Here is a 22,364-nt window from a genome sequence, read left to right as displayed (position 1 = left end):
CTCATGCCTACCTCCCACTCCAGGGCGCGTGCCCTGCGCGTGCTCGTCATCGGCGGCGGCATCGGCGGCCTCTGCCTGGCCCAGGGGCTGCGCCAGGCGGGCTTCACCGACGTCGCGGTCTACGAGCGCGACAGCTCCCCCGACGGCCGGATGCAGGGCTACCGCCTGCGGATCAGCCCGGACGGCGAGGCGGCGTTGCGCCAGTGCCTGCCCCGCCGGGCGCAGGAGCTGCTCAGCGCCACGGCCAACGACCGGCACCAGCGCGGGCTGGTCGCGTACGACGAACGGCTCAACCCGATGCCGGCGCCCACCTTCGACGACCCGCGCGGCGACTCCCCGGACAAGATCGACGCGGTGGACCGCGCCACGTTGCGCCGGGTGCTGCTCGCGGGGCTGGCGGACGTGGTCCACTTCGGCAAGCGCCTCGTCCGCCACGAGCAGACGCCGGACGGGGTGGTGGCGCACTTCGCCGACGGCACCTCGGCGACCGGGGACGTGCTGGTGGCCGCGGACGGCGCCAACTCGGCGGTCGGCGCACAGGTGCGGCCCGGCGAGAAGACCCGCGACATGGGCGTACGGGCGATCCTGTCCCGCACGCCGCGGGCCCTGGCGCACGAAGCCGGCCTGCCGGAGGTGCTGCGGGACCGGTTCCTCAACGTCACCGGCGCCGACGGCCTGCGGCTCGCGCTGATGCCGATGGTCTTCCGGACCGCCCCCGGTGCGGCTGCCGACCGGCTCTGGCCGGACCTGGACCTGGGCTCCCCCGACGACTACTACATGTCCGTCTTCAGCGTGCACCAGGACGTGCTGGGGTTGAGCGACGAGCGCTTCTTCGCGTTGAGCGGGGAGGAGCTGCGCCAGCTCGTGCTGGAGCGCACCGCCGGCTGGCACCCCGACCTGCGCGGCATCTTCGCGCACTCCGAGCCGGCCGAGACGTACCCGCTCGCGCTGCGGGCGACCCTGCCGGTCGAGGCCTGGCCGACCGGCACCGTGATTCCCCTCGGCGACGCGGTGCACCTGATGCCGCCGACCGGCGGGGTGGGCGCCAACACGGCCCTGCGGGACGCCAGCGCGCTCTGCGCGGCCCTGACGTCCGTGGCGGACGGCGATAGCTCCCTGGCCGACGCGGTGACCCGGTACCAGACCGAGATGGTCCGGTACGCCACCGAGGCCGTCACCATGTCCCTGCGGATCGCGCAGTGGTCGATGAAGAAGATCAATGTCAGCGAAACCGAATTCTCCACGACGTAAAGGCGGGCCGCACACGTGACCACCACTGCGATCGACACCAGCCGGCCGGCCGGGATCATCCGGCTCGCCAACTCCTTCTGCGACGCGAAGGCGTTGCTGACCGCCGTCGACCTCGGCCTCTTCACCACCCTGCGGTCCGGGCCGGCCACCGAGGACGAGATCCGCGAGAAGCTCGGCCTGCACGGCCGTGGCCTCTCCGACTGGCTGGACCTGCTGGTCGAGCTGTCGCTGCTGGAGCACTCCGACGGCCGGTACCGCAACGCCGCCGGCGCCGACCAGTTCCTCGTCAGCGGCGAGCGATCCTACATCGGCGGGTTCCTGGAGCGCTCCAACCGCAACCTCTACCCGGCGTGGGGCCGGCTGACCGACGCGCTGCGCACCGGCCAGCCGCAGTCGGGCAGCAGCTTCGACGCCGTCGTGCAGAACCCGCGCATCCTGTCCCAGTTCATCAACTCGATGGACGCGCTGACCCGGACGCTGGGGCCGCAGCTGATCGCCGCCTACGACGGCTGGGGTGGGTACCGTTCGGTGCTCGACGTCGGCGGTTGCCGGGGCAGCCTGGCGGCCCAGATCGTCACCGCCAACCCCAACCTCACCGGGCACGTCTTCGACCTGCCCCAGATGGAGCCGTTCTTCGACGAGCAGGCCGCCGAGAAGTCGCTGACCGACCGGCTCACCTTCCACGGCGGCAGCTTCTTCACCGACCCGCTGCCCACCGCGGACATCGTGGTGATGGGCCACGTCCTGCACGACTGGGACCGCGAGCAGCGGCGCTTCCTGGTCGAGAAGGCGTACCAGAGCGTCAACCCCGGCGGCGTCCTGCTGGTCTACGACCGGATGCTCGACCGGGCGTCCAGCCGGGTGGAGAACCTGGTGATCAGCCTCGACATGCTGCTGGTCACCGACGGCGGCTCCGAGTACACGGTCGGCGAGGTGACCGAGCACGCCAAGAACGCGGGCTTCGAGACGGTCGAGAGCCGGCTGCTGGGCGACGACGACACCCTGGTCGTCGCGCGCCGGGCCAGCTGACGTACGCCGAGAGGGCCGGGACCACCGCGGTGGTCCCGGCCTCGTGCGTGGTCAGGTCGCCTTGCGGCACAGCACCAGGGTCTCGTTGTCGTCGAGCGGTTGCCGGTCGACCGCGGCGAAGCCCGCCGCGCGGGCCAGTTCGGCGAGTTCCTCGACGGGGTACTCGCCGCCGTCCTCGGTGACCAGGGCCATGGTGAGGCTGGCCAGCAGGTTGTCGACGCGCGGGTCGGCCGGGTCGAGCATCCGGTCGTGCACGAGCAGCGCCCCCCCGGGCCGCAGGGCGTCGAACGCGGCGCGCACCAGCAGCTCCCGCTGCTTGGCGTCCCAGTTGTGCAGCACGTGACCGAAGACCACCAGGTCGGCTTGCGGCAGCGGGTCGGTGAAGAAGTCTCCGGCGTGGAAGGTGACCCGGCCGGCAGCGCCCGCCTCCGCCATGTGCTCGGCGAAGACCGGTTCCAGCTGGGGCAGGTCGAAGACGTGCCCGGACATCCCCGGGTGCCGCGCGACGAGCCGGGCCACCAGGCTGCCGCGGCAGCCGCCGACGTCGAGCACCTCCGGGTACGCCGCCCAGTCCACCGCCTCCAGCAGGCGCGGCAGCAGCGGGCGCAGCACGCCGTCCATCATCTGCGCGTACCGCCGGAGCTGTGCGGGGTCGTCGAGCATGGCGGCGAAGGAGTCCGACGCCGAGCGGGGCCGTCCGGTGCGCAGCGTCTCGGTCAGGCCGCCCCAGACGGGATAGAGGTTGGCCTTGGCGCCGTGCAGGAAACCGCCGACGTAGCCGGGCTCGCCGGCGACGAGGTACCGGTCGGCGTCCGGGGTGTTGCGGTACCGCCCGTCCTCGTCCGTCAGTAGGTCGAGCCGGACGAGCAGGTGCAGGAAGTCGCGGGCGCCGCGGCCGTGCAACCCGACCCGGCGGCACAGCTCGCGCTCGGTGGCCGGGCTGCCGTGCAGCACGGTGAACAGGTCGAGCTCGGCGGCCGTGAGCAGGGCCTGCGCCTCGCAGAAGGCGTTGCCGAGCCGCAGGATCCACGGGCTGGGTTCGAGAGCCGGGTCGGTCATGGGCGGTCCTCTCCGCGGCGGGCGATGGGTGTGCGCGCATCGTCGCGTCCGGGCGTCGCACCCTGCTGGAGATCGCGGCGGGCGGCTACACCGAGGCTCGAGCCGGGCCGTCCACCATGGCGCGACCAGGGCCCTGTGGCCGGGCCGGCGGACCGGACGACGGACGGAGAATCGTGATGCGGGTCAGTGCCACCAAAGAGACGTGCGCGGTGAGCAGCCTCTGCGTCTACCGCGCGCCGGAGGTCTTCGACCAGGACGAGGACGGCGCGGTCGAGGTGATCGACCCGGAGCCCACGGCGGACCTGCACGAGGACGTGAAGATCGCGGCCCGCGGGTGCCCCACGCGATCCATCCACATCGAGTAATATTCCGCTGACTTTCCGCGTTGCCAGCCGCCGACCGACAGGGGTACGACGTCTTGGTCAAGCCGATCGAGAGCACGCCGACCGAAGGCCCGACGACCGCGCCGCCACCGGCCGCCCGACCACGCCGGCTCACCCGGCGCAGACTTCTCAAGGCAGGATTCATCGGCGTCCCTGCGGTGCTGGGTCTCGCCGCCGCGGGCACCGGCATCGTGTACGCCGTGCACGACGTGGACACCGTCGGGAAGGTCGACTTCGACCAGCCCCTCGCCATCCCGCCGCTGGCCCCCGCCCGCACCGACGGCGGCCGCCGGGTCTTCGACCTGCAGGCCACCGCCGGCACCCGCCAGTTCCGCCCGGGGCGACCCACCACGACGTGGGGGTTCGACAACGGCTTCCTCGGCCCGACGGTGCGCGCCAACCGCGGCGACACGGTGCAGCTCAACGTCCGCAACGGCCTGGACGTCCCCACCACCGTGCACTGGCACGGCATGCACCTGCCGGCCGTCATGGACGGCGGTCCGCACCAGCTGATCGGCCCCGGGGCGGTCTGGCAGCCCACCTGGACGATCGACCAGCCGGCCGCCACGCTCTGGTACCACCCGCACCCGCACGACCAGACGGCACTGCACGTCTACCGGGGCATGGCCGGGCTCCTCCTCATCGACGACCCGGAGCAGACCGCGGCGTCCCGGCTGCCCACCGAATACGGTGTCGACGACATCCCGGTCATCGTGCAGGACAAGAACTTCGACGGCGACAACCAGTTCGACGCGGGCTGGTCCCGGCTCGGCAACGTCGGCATCCTCGGCGACACGGTGCTGGTCAACGGCACCGTCGGGCCGTACCTGGACGTGGTGACCGAGCGGGTGCGGCTGCGCATCCTCAACGGGTCCACCGCGCGCGTCTACAATTTCGGCTTCGCCGACGACCGGTCGTTCGCACTGGTCGGCACGGACGGCGGCCTGCTGAGCGCGCCGCACGCCACCGACCGGGTGCAGCTCTCCCCCGGCGAGCGCGCCGAGATCGTCGTCACCCTCACCCCCGGGGAACGGGTGGTGCTGCGCAGCTACCCACCGGAGCTCGGGCTCGACCCGCTCAACGAGCGGTTCACCGGAGGCGACGACGCCCTCGACGTTCTCCAGTTGCGCGCCGGCGCCCAGCTGCGGCCCTCGCCGCAACCCGCGGCCACGCTCGCGCCGGCCCCGGCGCTGCAGGCCGCGGCGGACCGCGTCGACCGCCGGTTCGAGATGTCCGGCGAGCAGATCAACGGCCTGGTCATGGACATGGGCCGGATCGACTTCGGCGTGGTCAGGGACACCACCGAGGTCTGGGAGGTGGTCAGCCCGTTCCCCCGCCCGCACAACTTCCACGTGCACGGTGCGCAGTTCCAGGTGCTGTCGGTGAACGGCGCCCCGCCCCCGCCGGAGCTGGGCGGCTGGAAGGACACCATCTACAACCCGCCCGAGGTGACCTTCCGGCTCGCCGTCCGCTTCGACCGGCACGCCGACCGCAACGTGCCGTTCATGTTCCACTGCCACCTGCTGCTGCACGAGGACAAGGGCATGATGGGCCAGTTCGTGGTCCTCGAGCCCGGCGAGACCGTCGGCACCCCGGGCCACAGCGGGCACTCCACCGCTCCGCGTTGACACCGGCGCCGTCGAGCGGCCGTCGAGAGGGGCTTCAAAGCCCCCCGGCAGGCTGCAGGCGGCGTCGGAGCAACCGGAGGAGATGGTATGTGCGGCATCGTCGGCTGGGTCGCCTTCAGCCGTGACCTGACGAACCAACGGCCAACCCTGCAGGCGATGACGGACACGCTGGCCAACCGCGGCGTGGACAGCCGCGGAGTGTGGCTGGGGAAGCACGTCGGGCTCGGCCACACCCGGACCGCGATCATCGACGTGGCGGGCGGGGCCCAGCCGATGACCGCCTACGGCGGCGACGGCCGGGTCGCGGCCATCGTCTACAACGGCGAGGTCTACAACTTCAAGCAACTGCGCACCGAGCTGCGCAGCCGGGGGCACCGGTTCGAGACCCGCAGCGACACCGAGGTGATCCTGCGGGCCTACCTCGAGTGGGGCGCCGACTGCGCGACCCGCCTCGAGGGCATCTTCGCGTTCGCGATCTGGGACGCGGCCCGCTCCGAACTGCTGCTGGCACGCGACCGGCTCGGCGTCAAACCGCTGTTCTACGCGCTCCGCCCGGACGGTGTGGTCTTCGGCTCCGAGCCCAAGGCCCTCCTCGCGCACCCCGAGGTGCGGCCGGTCGTCGGGATCGACGGGCTGCAGGAGCTCTTCGCCACCGCCAAGCAGCCGGGCATGTCCGTGTTCCGCGACATGCGCGCCGTGCTGCCCGGGCACAGCCTCACCATCGGCCGCGACGGGGTCGTCGACCGCACGTACTGGGAACTCACGGCGCAGGAGCACACCGAGGACGTCGACGGCACCGTGGCACACGTACGGTCCCTGCTCGACGACATCGTGCTGCGCGAGCTCGAGGCCGAGGTGCCGCTGTGCACGGCGTTGTCCGGCGGAGTGGACTCCAGCGCCGTCTCGGCCATCGCGGCCGACTGGCGCTGGAAGCTGGAGGGCGAACGGATCCGCACGTTCGTGACGACCTTCGACGACTACGCGACGAAGTTCCAGCCCGACGACGTCCGGTTCGCCCCGGACGAGACGTTCGCCGCCGAGGTCGCCCGGCAGCTGCGGTCCGAGCACGTACGCATCCAGCTGAACACGCGGGACCTGATGGACCCGGCGGTCCGGCTCGCCGCCCTCAGGGCGCAGGACATGCCGACCACGCTCGGCGACATGGACACCTCGAACTTCCTGACCGCGCGCCGGATCAAGCAGCACTCGACCGTCGCGCTCAGCGGCGAGGTCGCCGACGAGATCTTCGGCGGCTACAGCTGGATGTACGACGACGAGCTGCTCAGCGCCGACATGTTCCCGTGGGTGGCCAAGGAGTTCCTGCAGCCCGGCTCGCCGCGGGGCCAGGGCCGGGCCCTGTTCGACCCGGCGTTCATGGACAAGCTCGACCTGGGCAGCTACTACGCCGACCATTACCGGCAGGCGCTCGCGCGGGCGCCGCACCAGGACGGCGAGAGCGCCGAGGAACACCGGATGCGGGCGATCAGTCACGTCACGCTGACCTGGTGGCTGCCGATGCTGCTGGACCGCGACGACCGGCTCGCCATGGCCAACGCCCTGGAGCTGCGGGTGCCCTACGGCGACCACCGGCTGGTCGAGTACCTGTACAACACGCCCTGGGCGATGAAGACCTTCGACGGCCGGGAGAAGAGCCTGCTGCGGGCGGCGGTGCGGGACCGGGTGCCGCGGTCCGTGCTGGATCGGGTGAAGTGTCCGTGGCCGGTCACCCAGGACCCGGCGTACGCCCAGATGCTCCGCCAGGAGCTGGCCGAGCTGCTCGCCGACAGTTCCTCGCCGGCGCTGCCGTTCCTCGACCTGCCCGCGGCCCGCGCGGCGGTCGAGCAGCCGTCGCAGATCGCCCACCAGTGGGTCAGCCGGATGAACATCGAGATGGCGCTGCAGTTCGACACCTGGCTGCGCGAGTACGACGTCGAGCTGGCCGTCTGAATCGGAAGGGGATTGCCATGGACTACGCGGACGTGCTGCGCAAGCGCCAGATGGTGCGCAGCTACACCGACGAACCTGTGTCGGACGAGGCCCTGGAACGGATCGTCTCAGTCGTCGACCGCGCGCCCAGCGCGGGCTTCAGCCAGGGATACCGGGTCGTGGTCGTGACCGACCAGAAGCTGCGCCAGGCGGCCGCCGACATCGCCGAGGCGCGGTACGTGGAGCTCGGCTTCCCACGGTGGATCGCCGACGCCCCGGTGCACATCTGGGTCGGCACCCGGGAGCAGACCTATCACGAGCGCTACTCCGGCGAGGCGGTCCGCCCCGGCTGGTCGGAGGTGCCGTGGCCGGTGCCGTTCTGGTGGTTCGACGCGGGGGCACTGTTCATGCTCCTCCAGCTCGCCGCACTCAACGAAGGGCTTGGCACCGGCGTCTTCAGCTCGGTCTACACCGACGAGCTGCGGGCGCTCAGCGACGTGATCGGCCTGCCGGACGACGTCGGGCTCGCCGGGGTCATCACCATCGGACACGAGGACCGTTCCCGCCGCATGCCGATCCCGCCCGGCGCCGCCCGCCGCAAGCCCCGAGACGAGATCGTCGAGTGGCGGCGCTAGGCCCGCGCCAGCCGGTCGCCGGGCAGCCCGCACCCGGAACGCCGTACGGACGCATCGCCATCCTCGGCGGCAGCATCGCCGGGCTCGCCACGGCCCTGGCGCTGGCCCGGTCCGGCCGGCCCGTCGAGGTCATCGAGCGGGATCCGCCACCGGCCCATCCGGCGGCGGACCCGTTCCTGGCATGGCCGCGCCGTGGCGTGCCGCAGTTCCGGCTGCCGCATGGCTTCTCGGCGCGCGCCCGCAACCTGCTGGCCGAGCGCGCCCCGGACGTCCTGGACCGGCTGCGGGCCAACGGGGTCGGCGAGATCAACCTCTTCAAGCACTTCATCCCGCCGGAGCTCTGGCAGCCCACCGACGACGCGTTCACGAACATCTGGGCGCGGCGACCGGTGCTGGAACTCGCGCTGCGGATGACCGCTGAGGCGGAGCCGGGGATCGTGTTCCACTGCCCGGCGGTCGCCACCGGGCTGCGGTTCGCGCCCACCCCGGACGGACCGCCACGGGTCACCGGGATCGAGCTCGCCGACGGCAGGTTCGTCGAGGCCGATCTGGTCCTCGACTGCGCGGGCCAGCGCACGCCGGTCCCCCGCTGGCTCGCCGCCCGCGGCATCGACGTCCCGACCGACGTGCAGGACTGCGAGACGGTCTACTACAGCCGCTACTACCGGTTCAGGCCGGGATGCGAGCTGCCCCGCATGTCGGTCGCCACGCTGCGCGGTGAGTTCCCGCTCGGCTCCTGGATCGGCTTCGCCGGCGACGACGACACCTACGCGTTCGCGCTCGAATGCCATCCGGGCACTCCCGGGGTCCGGGAGCTGCGGCACGTCGCGCGCTGGGAGGCCGCGGCCCGCGCCATCCCGGCGCTGGCGCCGTGGATCGACCCCGGCGCCGGCACGCCGCTCGACGACGTGCAGGTGATGGCCGGCAACCGCAACCTGCGCCGGCACTACCTGCGCGACGGCCGGCCGGCCGTCGTCGGCCTGCTGCCGGTAGGCGACGCGCTGTGCAGCACCAACCCGGCGTACGGCTGGGGGTCCGCGATGGCGCTCACCTACGCGTTCGCCGCAGCGGACGCCGTCGTCGCCCACGCACCCGACCTGCTGGCGCTGGCGCGGGCGTACGACGCGACGAGCGCCGCGGAGGCCGACGCCGTCTACCGGGAGGCGGCCGCGATGGACCGGGCGCGCAGCTACCGGCTCACGGGCCGGCCGGTGCCCGAGCACGACCGGGCCGAGATGGACCGTCAGGACCTCATCATGGCGGCGATGGCCGGCGGCGTGCTGCACGACGTCGAGCTGGGCCGGGCCTTCAACCGGCGGGTCAACCTGGTCGGGCCGGCGGCGGTGGTGCTGGGCGGCGACGACCTGCTCGACCAGGCGCGGCGGGCCCAGGCGGAGGCAACCGGGCCGGCCGCGAACAGTCCGGGGGCGACCGGGCCGGCCGCCAACGGGTCAGCTGCCAACGGGCCGACAGCGAACGGGGCGGCCACCAACGGGCCGGCAGGGAACGGCGGCCGTGACGAGATCGCCGTCGAGGTCGGGGCGGAGCCGGCGGTCGCAGCGGGACGGGACAGTGCCCGGGCCGGGTGACCCGTCCGGCGCGGGACGACGATCGCGACGAGGGGCGCCACCCGCCTGGGTGGCGCCCCTCGTCGCCGGCCAGTCCGTGGCCGCCGCGCCCCTCGTCCGCCGGCCGGTCTCTGGCCGGCGCGCCCCTCGTCCCCAGCCGGCCGGTGGCCGCCGGGCTGTCCGGGCGCGACGCGGCCCCGACCGCGCTCCTCGATGGAGTGCGGGCGGGGCAGGCGGCGTGGGCTCAGTTCGGTCGCTGGTACCGCGACGGCGGCACCATGCCCGCGTCGATCGTGTAGTCCGCGCCGGTGATGCTCCGCACCTTCCCCGAGGCCAGCAGCAGCACGAGCGCGCCGATCTCGTCCGGCTCGATCAGCTGCCCGGTCGACAGGCCGGCCATCTTCGGCACCATCGCCAGGAACTCCTCCGGAGTCATCCCGGCCCGTGCGGCCATGGCGGGATTGGTCCACAGGCGGGTCTTCACCGGGCCGGGCAGGATCGTGTTGACCCGGACGCCCAGCGGACTGAACTCGGCCGACAGCGCCTTGCTGATGTTGGACACCGCGGCCTTGGCCGCCGAGTAGTGGGCCAGCCGAGGGTCGGCCATCGCCGCGTTCATCGAGCCGATGTTGACGATCGCGCCCTGGCGCTCGACCAGGCTTGGCAGCGCCGCGCGGGTCGCCCGGATCATGGTGAAGACGTTGAGGTCGAACGTGTGCCGCCAGACGTCGTCACCGATGTCGAGGAAGCCGGCCGCGAGCTTGACGCCGCCGCCCACGTTGTTGACCAGGATGTCCACCCCGCCGAACTCGTCGAGCGCCCGCTGCACCAGCTGCTGCGGACCGTCCTCGGTCATCAGGTCGACCGTCATGGTGTACGGGGTGCACTCCTTGAGTTCCGGACTGACCGTACGGGCACCCCCGAGCACGTCGGCGCCGGCACCGGCGAGCGCCTGGGCCACGGCCAGCCCGATACCGGCGCCGGCACCGGTGACGACGGCCTTCTTTCCGGACAGATCGAATCGCATGTCTTCTCCTGTTCGTCGAACCGTCGGCTCAGCCCGAGCCACGTCGCTCGGTGAGGAAGTGACCGGTCGGGCCGTCGTCGGGCAGCGTCGCCACGTCGGCGATGAAACGGGCCGCCACCTCGGGCGGCGTCTGCTGGCCGGGCATCATCCGGGTGCGGACCCGGCCGGGGTTGACCGCGTTGACCAGCACGCCGGTGCCGGCCGTACGGGCGGCCACCATCGCGGTGAGCCCGTTGATCGCCGCCTTGGACAGCGAGTAGCCGGGCGCACCGGCGAACAGCGCGCCGCCGAACTCGGCGGTGGTGCCGCTGGAGACCAGCACGACCCGCCCCCAGCCCCGCTCGATCATCGGCGGCAGGAACGTCTGCAGGACCCGCCAGGCGCCCAGCAGGTTGATCCGCAGCGTCGTCTCGACCAGGTCCAGCGGGGCGCCGAGCGGATCGGTGCCGGCGTCCAGCAGGACGCCGGCGTTGCACACCAGCACGTCGACCGGGGCGAGCTGCTTGCCGGCCTCCTCGACGTCACCGGGTTCGGTCACGTCGAGCCGGTACGCGGTGGCGCGGGGGCCGATCTCCGCTGCGGCGGCCGCCGCCGCCGCGCCGTCGCGGCCGGTGACGACCACCCGCAGCCCCCGGGTGTGCAGTTCCTGCGCGACCGCCCGTCCGATGCCCCGGTTGGCGCCGGTGACCAGAGCCGTGCGGTCGTTCACCAGGTCACCGGGACCGCGCTGAAGCCCTCCATGAAGCCACCCAGCGCCCGGGGCAGGCTCGCGGCGGGGACGGCGAGCCGGATGTCCGGGAACCGGCGCAGCAGCGTCTCGGTGGCCACCTGCAGCTCCATCCGGGCGAGCGCGGCACCGACGCAGTAGTGGATGCCGGCGCCGAAGGTCATGTGGTGGTTCTCCTGGCGGTGGATGTCCAGGGTGAAGGGGTCCTTGAAGACCTCCTCGTCCATGTTGGCCGACTCCTCGGACAGCAGGACGCTCGATCCCTTTGGCAGGATCGTGCCGTCGGACAGCTCGATGTCCTCCAACGCGAACCGCAGGGTGCCGATCGAGGACCCCATGATCTGCGTCCGCAGCATCTCCTCGACCGCCGAGGGCACCAGCGAGTAGTCCTCCTGGATCTGCCGCTTGAGGTCCTGGCGGTGCAGCAGGACGGCGGTGGCCGTGCCGATCTGGCTCGCCGTGGTGACGTAGCCGGCGATGAGCAGGCTGCGGGTCCAGTGGTGCAGCTCGTACTCGGAGAGCCGGTTGTCGTCCTCGTCGCGCACCTTGATCAGGCTGGTGATGAGGTCGTCCTCGCCCGGGTTGGCCCGCTTGTAGTCGATGAGTTCGACCAGGTAGTCCCAGAGGCCGGTGCGGCACTCCTCCACCTCGGCTGGCGGCAGCTTGGTCACCGACAGGAAGCCGTCGACCAACCGGCGGAACTTGGTGCGGTCCTCCGGCGGGATGCCGAGCAGCTTGCAGATGACCAGGATGGGCAGCGGGAAGGCGAGCGCCTCGTTGAGCTCGACCGGCTTGGGGCCCTTGGCCATCTCGTCGATCAGCTCGTCGGTGACCTGCTGGGCGTACGGGCGCAGCAGTTCGATCCGGCGCGCGGTGAACGCCTTGGTCACCAGGCCCCGCATCCGGGTGTGGTGCGGCGGGTCGCCGTCGATCTTCGGGTCGACGAACAGGTCGTTGTCCTTGGTGATCCTCGCGACGTCCGGCCGGGCGATGTTCTTGCTCAGCCGGTCGTCGGCGAACAGGCTGCGGACGTCGGCGTACCGCGTCACGAGCAGGGCGGTGTCGCCACTGGGCAGGCTGACCTCCACCAGCGCGTCCTCACGCAGGCCCTGGAGCGCTTCGGGGACCTCCATCACGGGGGTCCAGGGGAACGGGTAGGGGATGGCACTCTGCGTACTCACGTCGCTGCGCCCTTTCTGGTCGGCTCCTCGTACGGAAGCTGATCGCGGTGGCCCCCGGCCGATGCGGCGCAGGCCTCGGCGAACGCCCATTCGTAACGGACGCCGATGGAGAACTGCTCGATGATCAGGCGCCGCCCGCGCGGCCCGGCCGCCGCGCCGGCCCGGTCGACCATGTCGAGAAATGCCTGTACCGCGTAGCCGTAGTCCGCTCCCGGGTGGTAGGCCTCGATCCACGGCAGGTAGCGGGATCCGGGCGTCGCCGCCGCGACCAGATGGTCGGACACCTCGGCGTTGAACCACACCATCGGCAGCAGGGCGCCGAGGCCCGCGTGGAACGAGTCGGCGGTGGCGGCCGCGAGGAACGAGGTGTGGGCCCGGGTGGCGGGGTCGATCGGTGGCGCCTCCCGGTAGGCCGGCACGCCGAGGCGGCCGGCGAGCTCGCGGTGGGCCCGGCGCAGCCGGTCCCGGGCGTCGAGCGTGCCGACGATCGAGTGACCGAGCAGCAGGACGTCGCCGTCGTCGGGCGCGGCGGCGGCGCAGCGGGCCAGCGCCCGGGCGTACGCCGGCAGCAGACCGAAGGTGTCCTGCTCGACGAAGTGGGTCAGGGCCGCGCCGGGCAGCGTCCCGTCGCGCAGCCCGGCCCAGAACCGGTGGTTCTGCACCCGACGCAGCACCGGATCCCGGATCTCGCGTAGCTCCTCGTGCACCATCGGCGTCCTCTCGACGGGCGGTCGTCGGGGGCGACGCTAACCACGTCGGCTTGACCCGCCCTGGAGCGACGACCGAGCGGACCGGCCCGCGGCGGCGTCCGGCGAGCAAACGTCGAGTCCGGTGACCGAGGGTGAAGGGCACGTCAGGCATGCCGGAAAAGCGAGGCAGGGGAAACGCGATGGATCTCGGTTTGAAGGACAAGCGCGTGCTCGTCACGGGCGCCACGCGGGGGATCGGGCTCGCCACCGCTCGGGCGTTCGCCGAGGAGTCCGCACGGGTGGCGATCACGTACCACTCGGCGCAGGACGCCGCGGACCGGGTGGTGGACGAGCTGGGCGGGGCCGACCGGGCGCTGGCACTGCCGTACGACCTGGCCGACCCGGCGAGCGCCCGGGCGGCGGTACGGGCCGTGGAGCAGCGGTGGGGCGGGGTGGACGTCCTGGTCGCGAACGCGCAGACCTGGGTCTGGACCAATCCGGAGGAGACGCCGGCCTACCACGAGCTGCCGATGGAGTACTGGCTCGATCGGTTCCGGGAGAACGTCGAGGGGCACCTGTGGACGGTCCGGCAGGTGCTGGGCGGCATGCGCGAGCGGGGCTGGGGGCGGATCGTCCTGTTGTCCTCGGTCACCGCGACGCACGGCAATCCCGGCTCGGAGCTCTACAGCGCGGCGAAGGCGACGCTGCACGGTCTCGTCCGCGGTCTGATGTGGACACGGCACGGCGTCCTGGCCAACGTGGTCGCACCCGGGGGCACGCTGACCGAGAGCCTCGAGGCGGTGGACCCGGCACTGCTCGAGCGCGCCACCGAGGACACCCCCAGCGGGCGGCTGAGCACCGCCGCCGAGGTGGCCCGGCTGATCGTCTTCCTCGGCTCGGAGGCGAACGGGAACGTCAACGGCGAGGTGGTGCACACCGCCGGCGGCAAGTGACCCGCCGGCGGCCCGGTGCCGCCGGCAGGTCCCCGGCCGCCGCGGCTGCGGCGGCCGGGCTCACGCCGACACGGGTCGGATGAACTCGCGGTTGAGGCGCTCCCGGGCGTAGAGCCGGACGAGCCGGTGCAGCTGGTACCGGACCGTGTCGGTGCCACGGTCGGACGACGCCTCCAGCAGGTGGTAGTTGACCAGTCGGCCGAGCTGGTCCTCCACGGCGTCCGCGCCGACACCGAGCAGGCTCGCCGCCGTCGCGACCGTGAAGGTGGGTGGCGGCAGCAGGCTGATCAGCCGCAGCGCGCTGCGGTCGTGCGGCGCGAGCCGGAAGTACGTCTTGTCGTAGTTGGCCCGTACGTCGAACTCGGCGAACCGCAGCTGGTCCAGCGGCGCGGGGCCGCTCTCCAGCAGCGCGGCCATCCGCTGCAACGTCAGGGTGGGCGCCGCGGCCAGCCGGGCCCCGACGCAGCGCAGGGCCAGGGGCAGGTTGCCGCACCGGTGGATGATGCGTTCGGCCTGTTCGCGCTCCGCGGCCACCCGGTCCCGGCCGATCATGCGGCCGAGCAGCTCGAGGCTCTCGTGGGGGCGCATGACGTCGAGCTTCATGACCCGTACACCGGGCAGGTCCTGCAGTCCCCACCTGCTGGTGATGACCACGGCACTGGTGGGTGTCGCCGGGATCAGCGCGGCGATCTGTGACGCGGACAGCGCGTCGTCGAGCACGACCAGCAGTCGCCTGCCGTCGCTGACGGTGCGGAAGAGGCTGCTGCGCTCCTCGAGCGTCGGTGGCACCTGTTGTTCCGGCACCCCCAGCGCGCGCAGGAAGCCGGCCAGCACGTCGGTTGGCGTCGCCGCTCCGCGGGGAGACGGCCCGCGCAGGTCGGCGTAGAGCTGCCCGTCGGGGAACTGCGCCTTGTCGACGTGAGCGGCGTGCAGGGCCAGGGTCGTCTTCCCGACACCGGCCATGCCGCAGATCGACACGGCACGCGCCGTGGTGCCGTTGTCGTGGCGGACGGCGAGCATCCGGCGGACCCGCTCCAGCATCTCGGCGCGTCCGGTGAAGTCCGGGGTGTCCGCCGGCAGCTGCGCCGGGACGACGGCCGGCCGGGTGGGACGCCCGGGGCCGGTCCGGACCGGGCTCGCCGCGCCGTCGGCCGGTTCGGCGTGCAGCAGGGACTGGTAGAGGCGTTGCACCGAGGTGGACGGTTCCAGGCCGAGCTCGTCGGCGAGCAGGTCGCGCAGTTGCCGGTACACCTCGAAGGCCTCGTAGCGGCGTCCCGAGCGGTTCAGCGCCGTCATCAGGCTGGCGTGGAAGCGCTCATGCAGCGGGTAGGACCGGACAAGCCCCTTCAGCTCGCTGACCAGCTCCTCGTAACGGCCCAGGAGCATGTCCCCCTCGATCCGCATGCCCAGCACCCGTAGCCGGTTCTCCTCGAGCCGGGCGACGTGGGCGGACAGGATCTGCCCGGCGGTCACCCCGGAGAGCGCCCGACCACGCCACATGCTCAGGGATTCACTGAGCAGCTCGCTGGCTCGGGCGGTGTCCCCGGCCTCCTGGGCCGCCCGGCCCTGCCGGGACAGGCTCTCGAAGCGGCAGACGTCGAGCTGGTCGTCGGCGACGTCGAGCAGGTAGCCACACGACTGCGTGTGCAGGTTCGCCAGGCCGGACAGCTCGAGAACGTCGCGGCGCAGCTTGTAGATGTACGTCTGCAGGGTGGTCATCGCACTGCCCGGTGGGTTGCTGCCCCACAACTCGTCGATGAACTCGCTGACCTGCACGATCTGGTTGCGTCGCACGAGCAGGAACGCCAGGACCTGGCGGACCTTCGGTGCCGTCGGCGTGATGTCACGGCCTTCGTGGCATACGGATAGTGACCCGAGGATTGAGAAACCCACTATGCCTTCCCCCCTCATCGCATTGGCCCGGGGTTGCCTCACCGTTGATGCCCAGCAGTTCGAGTGGCCCGGTGCGCGCAAATTCCACATCGTGTTCAATTCCTGGCAGCCATTCGGCTATTCATCGTTGAGTTACGCAGTGGAGTCATCGAGAAACGTCAACCTGGAGCGATGTACACGCATTTTCGATTGATCGGCCGGATCACCCCCAAATGCCCGATAAACTCGAATCGCCGCCGATCACCAACGGTCATCAGGCAGCTACGGAGTGCGGGAACGTCATGAACGGTAAGCGTGACTGCGCTGGCCGTCAAGACCGTCTGCTCCGTCAGACCGCTGCCACCAGGCCCATTTCGGGCCCATTAGGATGAGCCGTGCCCCACGGCGCTCCGGTCGTTTTCAGAACTTTTACAAACGGGCGCAGGATTGACAAGGACAACGATCGACGTCAAACCGACTCCTGCCCCGTCGTCGAGGAAGCCTCGAGCGCGGGTCCGGCGGACCCGACCCGGCCACACCGCCGCCAGCCGGACACCAGTGCCGTCGGATGTGCTGTGCGGGCGGCCGCCGGAACGCCGGCGGTCGGCCTTACGCGCAGAGAGGACGGCGGACCATGTCCGATCGGCAGGCCCAGTCAGTTCCCGGCGGTGCGTCCGGTTCGCCGCCGTCGGCAGCCGCGCCGGGCGCGGCGCGGGTGCGGGTCCTCATCCACGCCGCCGCGCCGCCCACCGAGCAGGGCGCCGTCGAGGAGGCCTACCACCGGATCAGCGCCGACCTGGCCGGCACGCCCGGGTTGCTGGGCAACGAGCTGCTGCGGCTGGCGGACGATCCCGGCAGGTTCGTGGTGATGAGCGAGTGGGAGAGCCTGGCGGCGTTCCGGTCCTGGGAGGCCGGGGCGAGCCACCGGGGTACGACCGCGCCGCTGCGCCGCTACCAGGGGCCACCCCTCGACCGCCCCTTCGGCATCTACGAGGTCGCCGCCGCCTACTGAGGGGCGGCGGGCCGGCACGCCGGCCCCGCCGCACGCCACTCAGAACGATCCGCTGAGCACCTCGCGGAGCACCCCGGTCAACACCTCCGCCCGGCCGTCCACCGGCCCGGCGCTACGCCAGGCCACGTAGCCGTCCGGACGCAGGAGCACCGCGCCGTCGGCGGGGCAGCCGTAGCGGCTCTCCCAGACACCCTCCACATCGGCCAGTTCGGCGCCGATCCGGTACGCCCGCAGCGGCGCCCCGGTCCGCTCGGCGCAGCGGCCCGCGGCGCTCACCCAGGCGCCACCCGTGGCCCCGGTCAGCAGCACGAACGAGTCGTGGCAGAGATCGTGCACGGTGATCCGCTCGCCCTCGTGCTCGAGCCACAGGTGCGGCGCCCGGGTGCCCGGCGCGGCGTCCGGCGGCAGGTCGGACCCGTAGACGGCGTCATGTCGCACGCCCAGCATCGCGGTGGACCGGTAGCGCTGCCCCAGGGTCAGCAGCACGTCGTCGACGTCGTCGAAAGTGGGGTCGCCGCCGCCGAACCGCGCCCGCTGTCGGCGTACGGTGATGTCGGCGAGCGCGAGCGCGACCGGGCGCCGCTCGTCCTCGTACGAGTCCAGCAGCCGGTCGCCGGCGCAGCCGCGCAGCCGCGCGGCCAGCTTCCAGGCGAGGTTGTGCGCGTCCTGCACCGCCGCGTTGGCGCCCATCGCGCCGGCCGGCGGCCAGACGTGGGCGCTGTCGCCCACCAGGAAGACCCGGTCGCTGCGGAACCGCTCCGCGACCCCGACCGCCTCCTCCCACGCCGCCACGTCCAGCACCTCGACGGGCACGTCGACGCCCAGCACGGCGGTGGCCAGCCGGGCACACCGTTGCGGGGTGTAGTCGGCGCCGGTCTCGACCGCCGGGTCGTAGGTGACGCTGACGGCCCACTGGTCCGGCTCGGACGTGGTCAGGAAGGAACCCTGGCCGATCTCGTCGTTCACCACGATCCAGAACATCGCCCGTTGCGTCACGATCCGCGACAGGTCGGCCCGGATCACGAACGTGACCCAGTTCTGGGTGGTCCCCGGCCCCTCCCGGGTGACGCCGGCCTGCGGCCCGACCTTCCCCCGGAAGCCGTCCGCGGCGATCAGGTAGTCGCAGCGGACGGTACGCCGGGCACCGGTGCCGGCGTCCTCGAGCACCGCGGTGACGCCGTCGGCGTCGGCCGCGACCGACACGCACTGGGTGCCGAAGCGGATGTCGGCGCCCCGTTCGCCGGCCGCCTCGATCAGCAGCGGCTCGACGGCGCGCTGGTCCGCCATGCCGAACTCGCAGGCGGTCAGGTCGGGCAGCGGTTTGCGGGTGTCGTCGGACAGGATCCAGGACCACTCGCCCGCGAGCGTCTCGCAGCGCACCACACCGGACTCGTCGTCGAACGGCCGGCCCGCCGCGCGGATGGCCGGCTCCAGGCCGTACGGCCGGTACAGCTCCATGGTCCGCTGGTTGATCCCACGGGCCCGGCCCTGCACCGAGACCGCCGGGTGCCGGTCCACCAGGACCGTCCGCACCCCCTGGTGGGACAGGAACAGCGCGGAGGCGAGGCCCGCGTACCCGCCGCCCACGACGAGCACCTGGGTGTGCTCGTCCTCCGGTCCGGCGCCGACGGCGTCCGTCGGCCTGGCGTCGCTGTCGGTCGGCATCGCTTCCTCATCTCGGTCGGGAACACGCGGTCGGGTACCGGGCCGGGGCCCGGGATGGGGGAAGGCGCACCCGCCGGGTCCGGCGCCTCCCTTCGCGGGCACAGCATCGGGCCCGCGCCTCAAGGGCCGGTTGACGGCCGGGCGGCCGGCTCGAGGCGATACAGCGCGCTTCCATCGGCCGTTGAGCCGGACGGGCCAACCTGCCGGGGTGAGCCTCTCGACCCTTACCACCGAAGCGGAGTGGATCAGCTGCGGCGGCTGCCGCGGACTGATCTACGGACCGCGTTTCGACCGAGACCTGCGGGTGTGCTCCGGGTGCGGCCGGCATGGCCGGCTCACCGCGGACCAGCGCATCGAACAACTCCTGGACCCCGGCACGGTGCAGCGGCTCGAGCCGCCCGTGGTGGCCGTGGACCCACTCGGATTCGTCGACTCGCAACCGTACGGCCGACGGCTCGCCCGGGCCCGCGACGAGACGGGCCTCGACGAGGCCGTCGTCTGCGTCACCGGCGAGCTGATGGGCCGGCCGGTGGTGGCGGCGGTCATGGACTTTCGGTTCCTGGGCGGCAGCCTCGGCGTCGGCGCCGGCGAGGCCATCACGGCCGCCGCCGAGACCGCGCTGGAGACCCGGCGGTCACTGATCATCGTCACCGCCTCCGGCGGCGCGCGGATGCAGGAGGGCGCCTTCTCGCTGATGCAGATGGCGAAGACCAGCCAGGTGCTCGGCGAGCTCGACGAGGCCGGCATCCTGACCGTCTGCGTCCTCACCGATCCCACGTATGGCGGCGTGGCCGCGTCGTTCGCCACCCTCGGCGACGTGGTCATCGCCGAACCCGGCGCACGCGTCGGCTTCGCCGGCCGCCGGGTCATCGAGCAGACGATCGGGCACGCGCTGCCGGACAACTTCCAGACCGCCGAGTTCCTGCTGGAGCGGGGCCTGATCGACGCGGTGGTGAGCCGCTCCGCGCTGCGCTCCACCATCGGCGCCGTGCTCGAGACCCGGGCCGGGGACGCGCGGCCGGCCGCCGCGCCGGCGGCGGCCGGGCTGGTCCGCGACCCGGACCAGCTGCCCGAGGTGGCGCCCGAGGACGTCATCAGGCTCGCCCGGCATCCGGGCCGGCCGTGCATGCTCGACTACCTGGCGCACGTGACCGACGGCTTCCTGGAGCTCAAGGGCGACCGGATCGGCGGCGACTGCCCCGCGCTGATCGGCGGGATCGCCCGCATCGACGGACGGTCGGTGATCGTGCTCGGCTTCCAGAAGGGCCGGGACACCGCGGAACGGGTACAGCGCAACTTCGCGATGGCGCTGCCCGAGGGCTACCGCAAGGCCGCCCGGCTGATGCGGCTCGCGGCCAAGCTCGGGCTGCCCGTCGTCACGCTGGTGGACACCCCCGGGGCGCACCCCGGAATGGCGGCCGAGGAGGGCGGCCAGGCCTGGGCCATCGCGGAGAACCTGCGGCTGATGTCCGCCCTGCCGGTGCCGATCGTCGCGGTCATCACCGGCGAGGGCGGCAGCGGCGGCGCGCTCGCCCTGGCGGTGGCGGACCGGGTGCTCGCCTTCGCCGGTGCGATGTACTCGGTGATCAGCCCCGAGGGTTGCGCCGCGATCCTCTGGAAGGACCCGGCCGCCGCTCCCCGCGCTGCCGCGGCCCTGCAGATCGGCGCCCGCGACCTGCTGCGGCACGGCATCATCGACGCGGTCGTGCCGGAGCCGGCCGACGGCGCCCACCAGGACCCGGTCGCCGCCGCGGAGCAGTTGCGCGCGGCGATCGCCGAGACCCTGCGCGAGGTCGCGGCCATTCCCTCGCACGACCTGGCGGCTCGCCGCCGGCGACGCTTCCGGCAGTACTGACGAGAAGAGCCGAGGTACAGATGACAATCGAGGCAACGGACGACGTGCCAGCCGGGATCAACGAACTGTGCCGGTACGCCGAACGCCTGACCGAGTCGACCCCGGGACCGCTGAAGAGCCTGCGGGTGCGCTCCGGCGACCTGCTGGTGGAGCTCGAGTGGTCGCGTCCGGGGGTGGTGGCGGTCGCCGAGTCCGGGCTCCCCGTGGCCGCTGCGGCGACGGATGCGCCGCCGGGCGCCGAGGACGGCACGTTCGTCGTGTCGGCACCGCTGGTCGGCACCTTCTACCGCGCGTCGTCCCCGGGCCAACGTCCCTTCGTGCAGGTCGGCGACGTCGTCGCGGCCGGGCAGCAGGTGGGCATCGTCGAGGCGATGAAGCTGATGAACCCGGTCGAGGCCGACCGGCCCGGCCGCGTCGTCGACGTGCTGGTCGACGACGGGACACCGGTCGAGTACAGCGACGCGCTGATCGTGCTCGCCCCGGCGTGACCCACGAGGAGGAACGCCCGTGTTTTCCACCGTCCTGATCGCCAACCGGGGCGAGATCGCGCTCCGGGTGGCGCGTACCTGCCGCGAGATGGGCATCCGTACGATCGCGGTCTGCTCCGACAGCGACCGCGAGTCCGCCGTGGCGCGGTACGCCGACAAGTGCGTACGCATCGGCCCCGCCGCGCCCCGGCTGAGCTACCTCAACCCGGCCGCGCTGGTCACGGCGGCCCTGCAGAACGGCGCGGAGGCGGTGCATCCCGGCTACGGGTTCCTCTCCGAGGATCCGGACTTCGCCGAGATCTGCGAGGCCAACGGGCTGACCTTCGTCGGGCCGCCGGCGGCGCTACTGCGCCGGCTCGGCGACAAGGCGCAGGCGAAGGAGATCGCCCGGGCGGCCGGCCTGCCGGTCCTGCCCGGCAGCTCCCGTTCGCTGCTGACCACCGAGGAGGCGCGGGAGGTCGCCGAGCGGATCGGCTATCCGCTGATCGTCAAGGCCACCGCCGGTGGCGGCGGTCGCGGGATGATGGTGGTCCGCGACAGCCGCGACCTCGGCCGGGCCTGGGGACAGGCCCGCGCGGTGGCCCAGGCCACGTTCGGCGACCCGCGCCTGTACGTCGAGCGGTTCCTGGAGAACGCCCGGCACATCGAGGTGCAGGTCCTCGGGGACGGCCGGGGCGGCGTGGTCGAGCTCGGCGAACGGGACTGCTCGGTGCAGCGCCGCCGGCAGAAGCTGATCGAGGAGACGCCGGCGCCGGGCCTGCCGCAGGAGCTGTCCGAGCGGATCCGGGCCGCCGCCGTGCACGCGGCCCGCGAGGTGAACTACGCCGGCGCCGGCACGTACGAGTTCCTGGTCGACGACGGCGACTTCGTGTTCATGGAGGTCAACTGCCGGATCCAGGTGGAGCACCCGGTCACCGAGCTGGTCACCGGCATCGACCTGGTACGCGAGCAGATGCGGGTCGCGGCCGGCTACGGCCTGTCGGTGACCCAGGCCGACGTCCAGCCCCGCGGCGTGTCGATCGAGTGCCGGATCAACGCCGAGGATCCGCGGCGGGACTTCATGCCCACGCCCGGCACGGTGACGGAGTTCCTGCCGCCGAGCGGCCAGTTCGTGCGGGTGGACACGCACGGCTATCCCGGTTTCCGGGTCACCGCGGACTACGACCCGATGCTCGCCAAGGTCTCGGTGTGGGCACCGGACCGCCGCCAGGCCATCGCCCGCGCCGACCGGGCCCTGCAGGAGTTCCGGGTGGTGGGCAAGGGCGTGCACACCACCCAGGAGTTCCTCCGCGACGTGCTGCGGGACCCGGCGTTCCGGGCGGCCAAGCACACCACGGACCTGGTGGACACCATGACCCGGCAGGAGCCGGAGCTCGGCTGAGGCCGGGCGCCGTACCACCGATCGACGGTCTCCCA

At 72.5% G+C, this 22,364-nt stretch carries 19 protein-coding genes; 12 read left to right on the top strand and 7 right to left on the bottom strand.

The features are described 5' to 3' along the window. The first annotated feature begins 3 nt into the window (after positions 1-3). Positions 4-1,251 carry an FAD-dependent oxidoreductase gene (locus ACLQ2U_RS21110; protein WP_425752440.1) on the top strand — a complete coding sequence of 416 codons (1,248 nt, stop codon included), beginning with the start codon at positions 4-6 and terminating at the stop codon, positions 1,249-1,251. 15 nt (positions 1,252-1,266) lie between these two features. Then, positions 1,267-2,280, top strand: a complete 1,014-nt coding sequence (locus ACLQ2U_RS21105) for a methyltransferase (RefSeq protein WP_425752439.1) — start codon at positions 1,267-1,269, stop codon at positions 2,278-2,280. Positions 2,281-2,331: 51 nt separating this feature from the next. On the opposite strand, the gene ACLQ2U_RS21100 is transcribed toward ACLQ2U_RS21105, so the two are convergent. Then, a complete protein-coding gene (locus ACLQ2U_RS21100) occupies positions 2,332-3,339 on the bottom strand; it encodes a methyltransferase (RefSeq protein ID WP_425752438.1) in 1,008 nt (335 codons plus the stop codon). 176 nt (positions 3,340-3,515) lie between these two features. Between ACLQ2U_RS21100 and ACLQ2U_RS21095 the strand changes: the two genes are divergently transcribed. From ACLQ2U_RS21095 to ACLQ2U_RS21075, 5 genes are all read left to right on the top strand, one after another. Beyond that, a complete protein-coding gene (locus ACLQ2U_RS21095) occupies positions 3,516-3,704 on the top strand; it encodes a ferredoxin (protein WP_425752436.1) in 189 nt (62 codons plus the stop codon). 53 nt (positions 3,705-3,757) lie between these two features. Then, positions 3,758-5,350: a multicopper oxidase family protein gene (locus ACLQ2U_RS21090; protein ID WP_425752435.1), complete on the top strand. Its 1,593-nt coding sequence runs from the start codon at positions 3,758-3,760 to the stop codon at positions 5,348-5,350. An 87-nt stretch (positions 5,351-5,437) separates the two neighbouring features. Continuing rightward, on the top strand, positions 5,438-7,297 hold the full coding sequence (asnB, locus tag ACLQ2U_RS21085; protein ID WP_425752434.1) for an asparagine synthase (glutamine-hydrolyzing): 1,860 nt from the start codon (positions 5,438-5,440) through the stop codon (positions 7,295-7,297). A 17-nt stretch (positions 7,298-7,314) separates the two neighbouring features. Beyond that, positions 7,315-7,911: a nitroreductase family protein gene (locus tag ACLQ2U_RS21080; RefSeq protein WP_425752433.1), complete on the top strand. Its 597-nt coding sequence runs from the start codon at positions 7,315-7,317 to the stop codon at positions 7,909-7,911. Next, a complete protein-coding gene (locus ACLQ2U_RS21075) occupies positions 7,899-9,500 on the top strand; it encodes a hypothetical protein (RefSeq protein ID WP_425752432.1) in 1,602 nt (533 codons plus the stop codon). The genes ACLQ2U_RS21080 and ACLQ2U_RS21075 overlap by 13 nt, the downstream gene beginning before the upstream one ends. A gap of 223 nt (positions 9,501-9,723) precedes the next feature. Here ACLQ2U_RS21075 and ACLQ2U_RS21070 read toward each other — a convergent pair whose 3' ends face one another. The 4 genes from ACLQ2U_RS21070 to ACLQ2U_RS21055 are packed head-to-tail and all read right to left on the bottom strand — an operon-like array spanning position 9,724 to position 13,124. Next, positions 9,724-10,506, bottom strand: a complete 783-nt coding sequence (locus ACLQ2U_RS21070) for an SDR family NAD(P)-dependent oxidoreductase (protein ID WP_425752431.1) — start codon at positions 10,504-10,506, stop codon at positions 9,724-9,726. A 28-nt stretch (positions 10,507-10,534) separates the two neighbouring features. Then, the gene (locus tag ACLQ2U_RS21065) at positions 10,535-11,215 is read right to left on the bottom strand and encodes an SDR family NAD(P)-dependent oxidoreductase (RefSeq protein WP_425752430.1); all 681 of its coding nucleotides are present in this window, start codon (positions 11,213-11,215) and stop codon (positions 10,535-10,537) included. Beyond that, positions 11,212-12,414, bottom strand: coding sequence for a cytochrome P450 (locus ACLQ2U_RS21060; RefSeq protein WP_425752429.1), 1,203 nt, complete (start codon positions 12,412-12,414; stop codon positions 11,212-11,214). The genes ACLQ2U_RS21065 and ACLQ2U_RS21060 overlap by 4 nt, the downstream gene beginning before the upstream one ends. Further along, positions 12,411-13,124 carry a TenA family protein gene (locus tag ACLQ2U_RS21055; RefSeq protein WP_425752428.1) on the bottom strand — a complete coding sequence of 238 codons (714 nt, stop codon included), beginning with the start codon at positions 13,122-13,124 and terminating at the stop codon, positions 12,411-12,413. Before ACLQ2U_RS21055 ends, ACLQ2U_RS21060 begins: the two co-directional genes overlap by 4 nt. Before the next feature lie 179 nt (positions 13,125-13,303). On the opposite strand from ACLQ2U_RS21055, the gene ACLQ2U_RS21050 reads away from it, so the two are divergent. After that, on the top strand, positions 13,304-14,056 hold the full coding sequence (locus ACLQ2U_RS21050) for an SDR family NAD(P)-dependent oxidoreductase (RefSeq protein ID WP_425752427.1): 753 nt from the start codon (positions 13,304-13,306) through the stop codon (positions 14,054-14,056). Between the two features lie 60 nt (positions 14,057-14,116). Here the strand turns inward: ACLQ2U_RS21050 and ACLQ2U_RS21045 are convergent, their stop codons facing one another. Next, positions 14,117-15,949 (bottom strand): BTAD domain-containing putative transcriptional regulator, encoded by a 1,833-nt coding sequence (locus ACLQ2U_RS21045; protein ID WP_425752426.1) that lies wholly within the window; start codon positions 15,947-15,949, stop codon positions 14,117-14,119. A gap of 613 nt (positions 15,950-16,562) precedes the next feature. On the opposite strand from ACLQ2U_RS21045, the gene ACLQ2U_RS21040 reads away from it, so the two are divergent. Next, positions 16,563-16,940, top strand: a complete 378-nt coding sequence (locus ACLQ2U_RS21040) for an antibiotic biosynthesis monooxygenase family protein (protein WP_425752425.1) — start codon at positions 16,563-16,565, stop codon at positions 16,938-16,940. A gap of 39 nt (positions 16,941-16,979) precedes the next feature. Here the strand turns inward: ACLQ2U_RS21040 and ACLQ2U_RS21035 are convergent, their stop codons facing one another. Further along, positions 16,980-18,605 (bottom strand): FAD-dependent monooxygenase, encoded by a 1,626-nt coding sequence (locus ACLQ2U_RS21035; RefSeq protein WP_425752424.1) that lies wholly within the window; start codon positions 18,603-18,605, stop codon positions 16,980-16,982. 208 nt (positions 18,606-18,813) lie between these two features. On the opposite strand from ACLQ2U_RS21035, the gene ACLQ2U_RS21030 reads away from it, so the two are divergent. From ACLQ2U_RS21030 to ACLQ2U_RS21020, 3 genes are read left to right on the top strand one after another with little or no spacing between them, the layout of a single operon-like run. Beyond that, entirely contained in the window at positions 18,814-20,460 is a 1,647-nt protein-coding gene (locus tag ACLQ2U_RS21030; protein WP_425752423.1) for an acetyl-CoA carboxylase carboxyltransferase subunit alpha, read from the top strand. A gap of 20 nt (positions 20,461-20,480) precedes the next feature. Continuing rightward, on the top strand, positions 20,481-20,948 hold the full coding sequence (gene accB / locus ACLQ2U_RS21025; RefSeq protein WP_425752422.1) for an acetyl-CoA carboxylase biotin carboxyl carrier protein: 468 nt from the start codon (positions 20,481-20,483) through the stop codon (positions 20,946-20,948). 19 nt (positions 20,949-20,967) lie between these two features. Then, positions 20,968-22,329 (top strand): acetyl-CoA carboxylase biotin carboxylase subunit, encoded by a 1,362-nt coding sequence (locus ACLQ2U_RS21020; RefSeq protein ID WP_425752421.1) that lies wholly within the window; start codon positions 20,968-20,970, stop codon positions 22,327-22,329. Positions 22,330-22,364: the final 35 nt, after the last annotated feature.

The sequence above is a fragment of the Micromonospora sp. DT47 genome (assembly GCF_049844475.1).
GTDB lineage: Bacteria > Actinomycetota > Actinomycetes > Mycobacteriales > Micromonosporaceae > Micromonospora.
Note: the sequence above shows the minus strand (reverse complement) of the source record. Positions and strands in the feature narration are given on the sequence as shown.

What these genes read in the sequence shown, in the direction of transcription:
- asnB (WP_425752434.1), top strand. Translation starts at nt 5,438, where the DNA reads ATGTGCGGCATCGTCGGCTGGGTCGCCTTCAGCCGTGACCTGACGAAC.
- ACLQ2U_RS21095 (WP_425752436.1), top strand. Translation starts at nt 3,516, where the DNA reads ATGCGGGTCAGTGCCACCAAAGAGACGTGCGCGGTGAGCAGCCTCTGC.
- ACLQ2U_RS21100 (WP_425752438.1), bottom strand. Translation starts at nt 3,339, where the DNA reads ATGACCGACCCGGCTCTCGAACCCAGCCCGTGGATCCTGCGGCTCGGC.
- ACLQ2U_RS21110 (WP_425752440.1), top strand. Translation starts at nt 4, where the DNA reads ATGCCTACCTCCCACTCCAGGGCGCGTGCCCTGCGCGTGCTCGTCATC.
- ACLQ2U_RS21035 (WP_425752424.1), bottom strand. Translation starts at nt 18,605, where the DNA reads ATGCCGACCGACAGCGACGCCAGGCCGACGGACGCCGTCGGCGCCGGA.
- ACLQ2U_RS21050 (WP_425752427.1), top strand. Translation starts at nt 13,304, where the DNA reads ATGGATCTCGGTTTGAAGGACAAGCGCGTGCTCGTCACGGGCGCCACG.
- ACLQ2U_RS21080 (WP_425752433.1), top strand. Translation starts at nt 7,315, where the DNA reads ATGGACTACGCGGACGTGCTGCGCAAGCGCCAGATGGTGCGCAGCTAC.
- ACLQ2U_RS21070 (WP_425752431.1), bottom strand. Translation starts at nt 10,506, where the DNA reads ATGCGATTCGATCTGTCCGGAAAGAAGGCCGTCGTCACCGGTGCCGGC.
- ACLQ2U_RS21040 (WP_425752425.1), top strand. Translation starts at nt 16,563, where the DNA reads ATGTCCGATCGGCAGGCCCAGTCAGTTCCCGGCGGTGCGTCCGGTTCG.
- ACLQ2U_RS21055 (WP_425752428.1), bottom strand. Translation starts at nt 13,124, where the DNA reads ATGGTGCACGAGGAGCTACGCGAGATCCGGGATCCGGTGCTGCGTCGG.
- accB (WP_425752422.1), top strand. Translation starts at nt 20,481, where the DNA reads ATGACAATCGAGGCAACGGACGACGTGCCAGCCGGGATCAACGAACTG.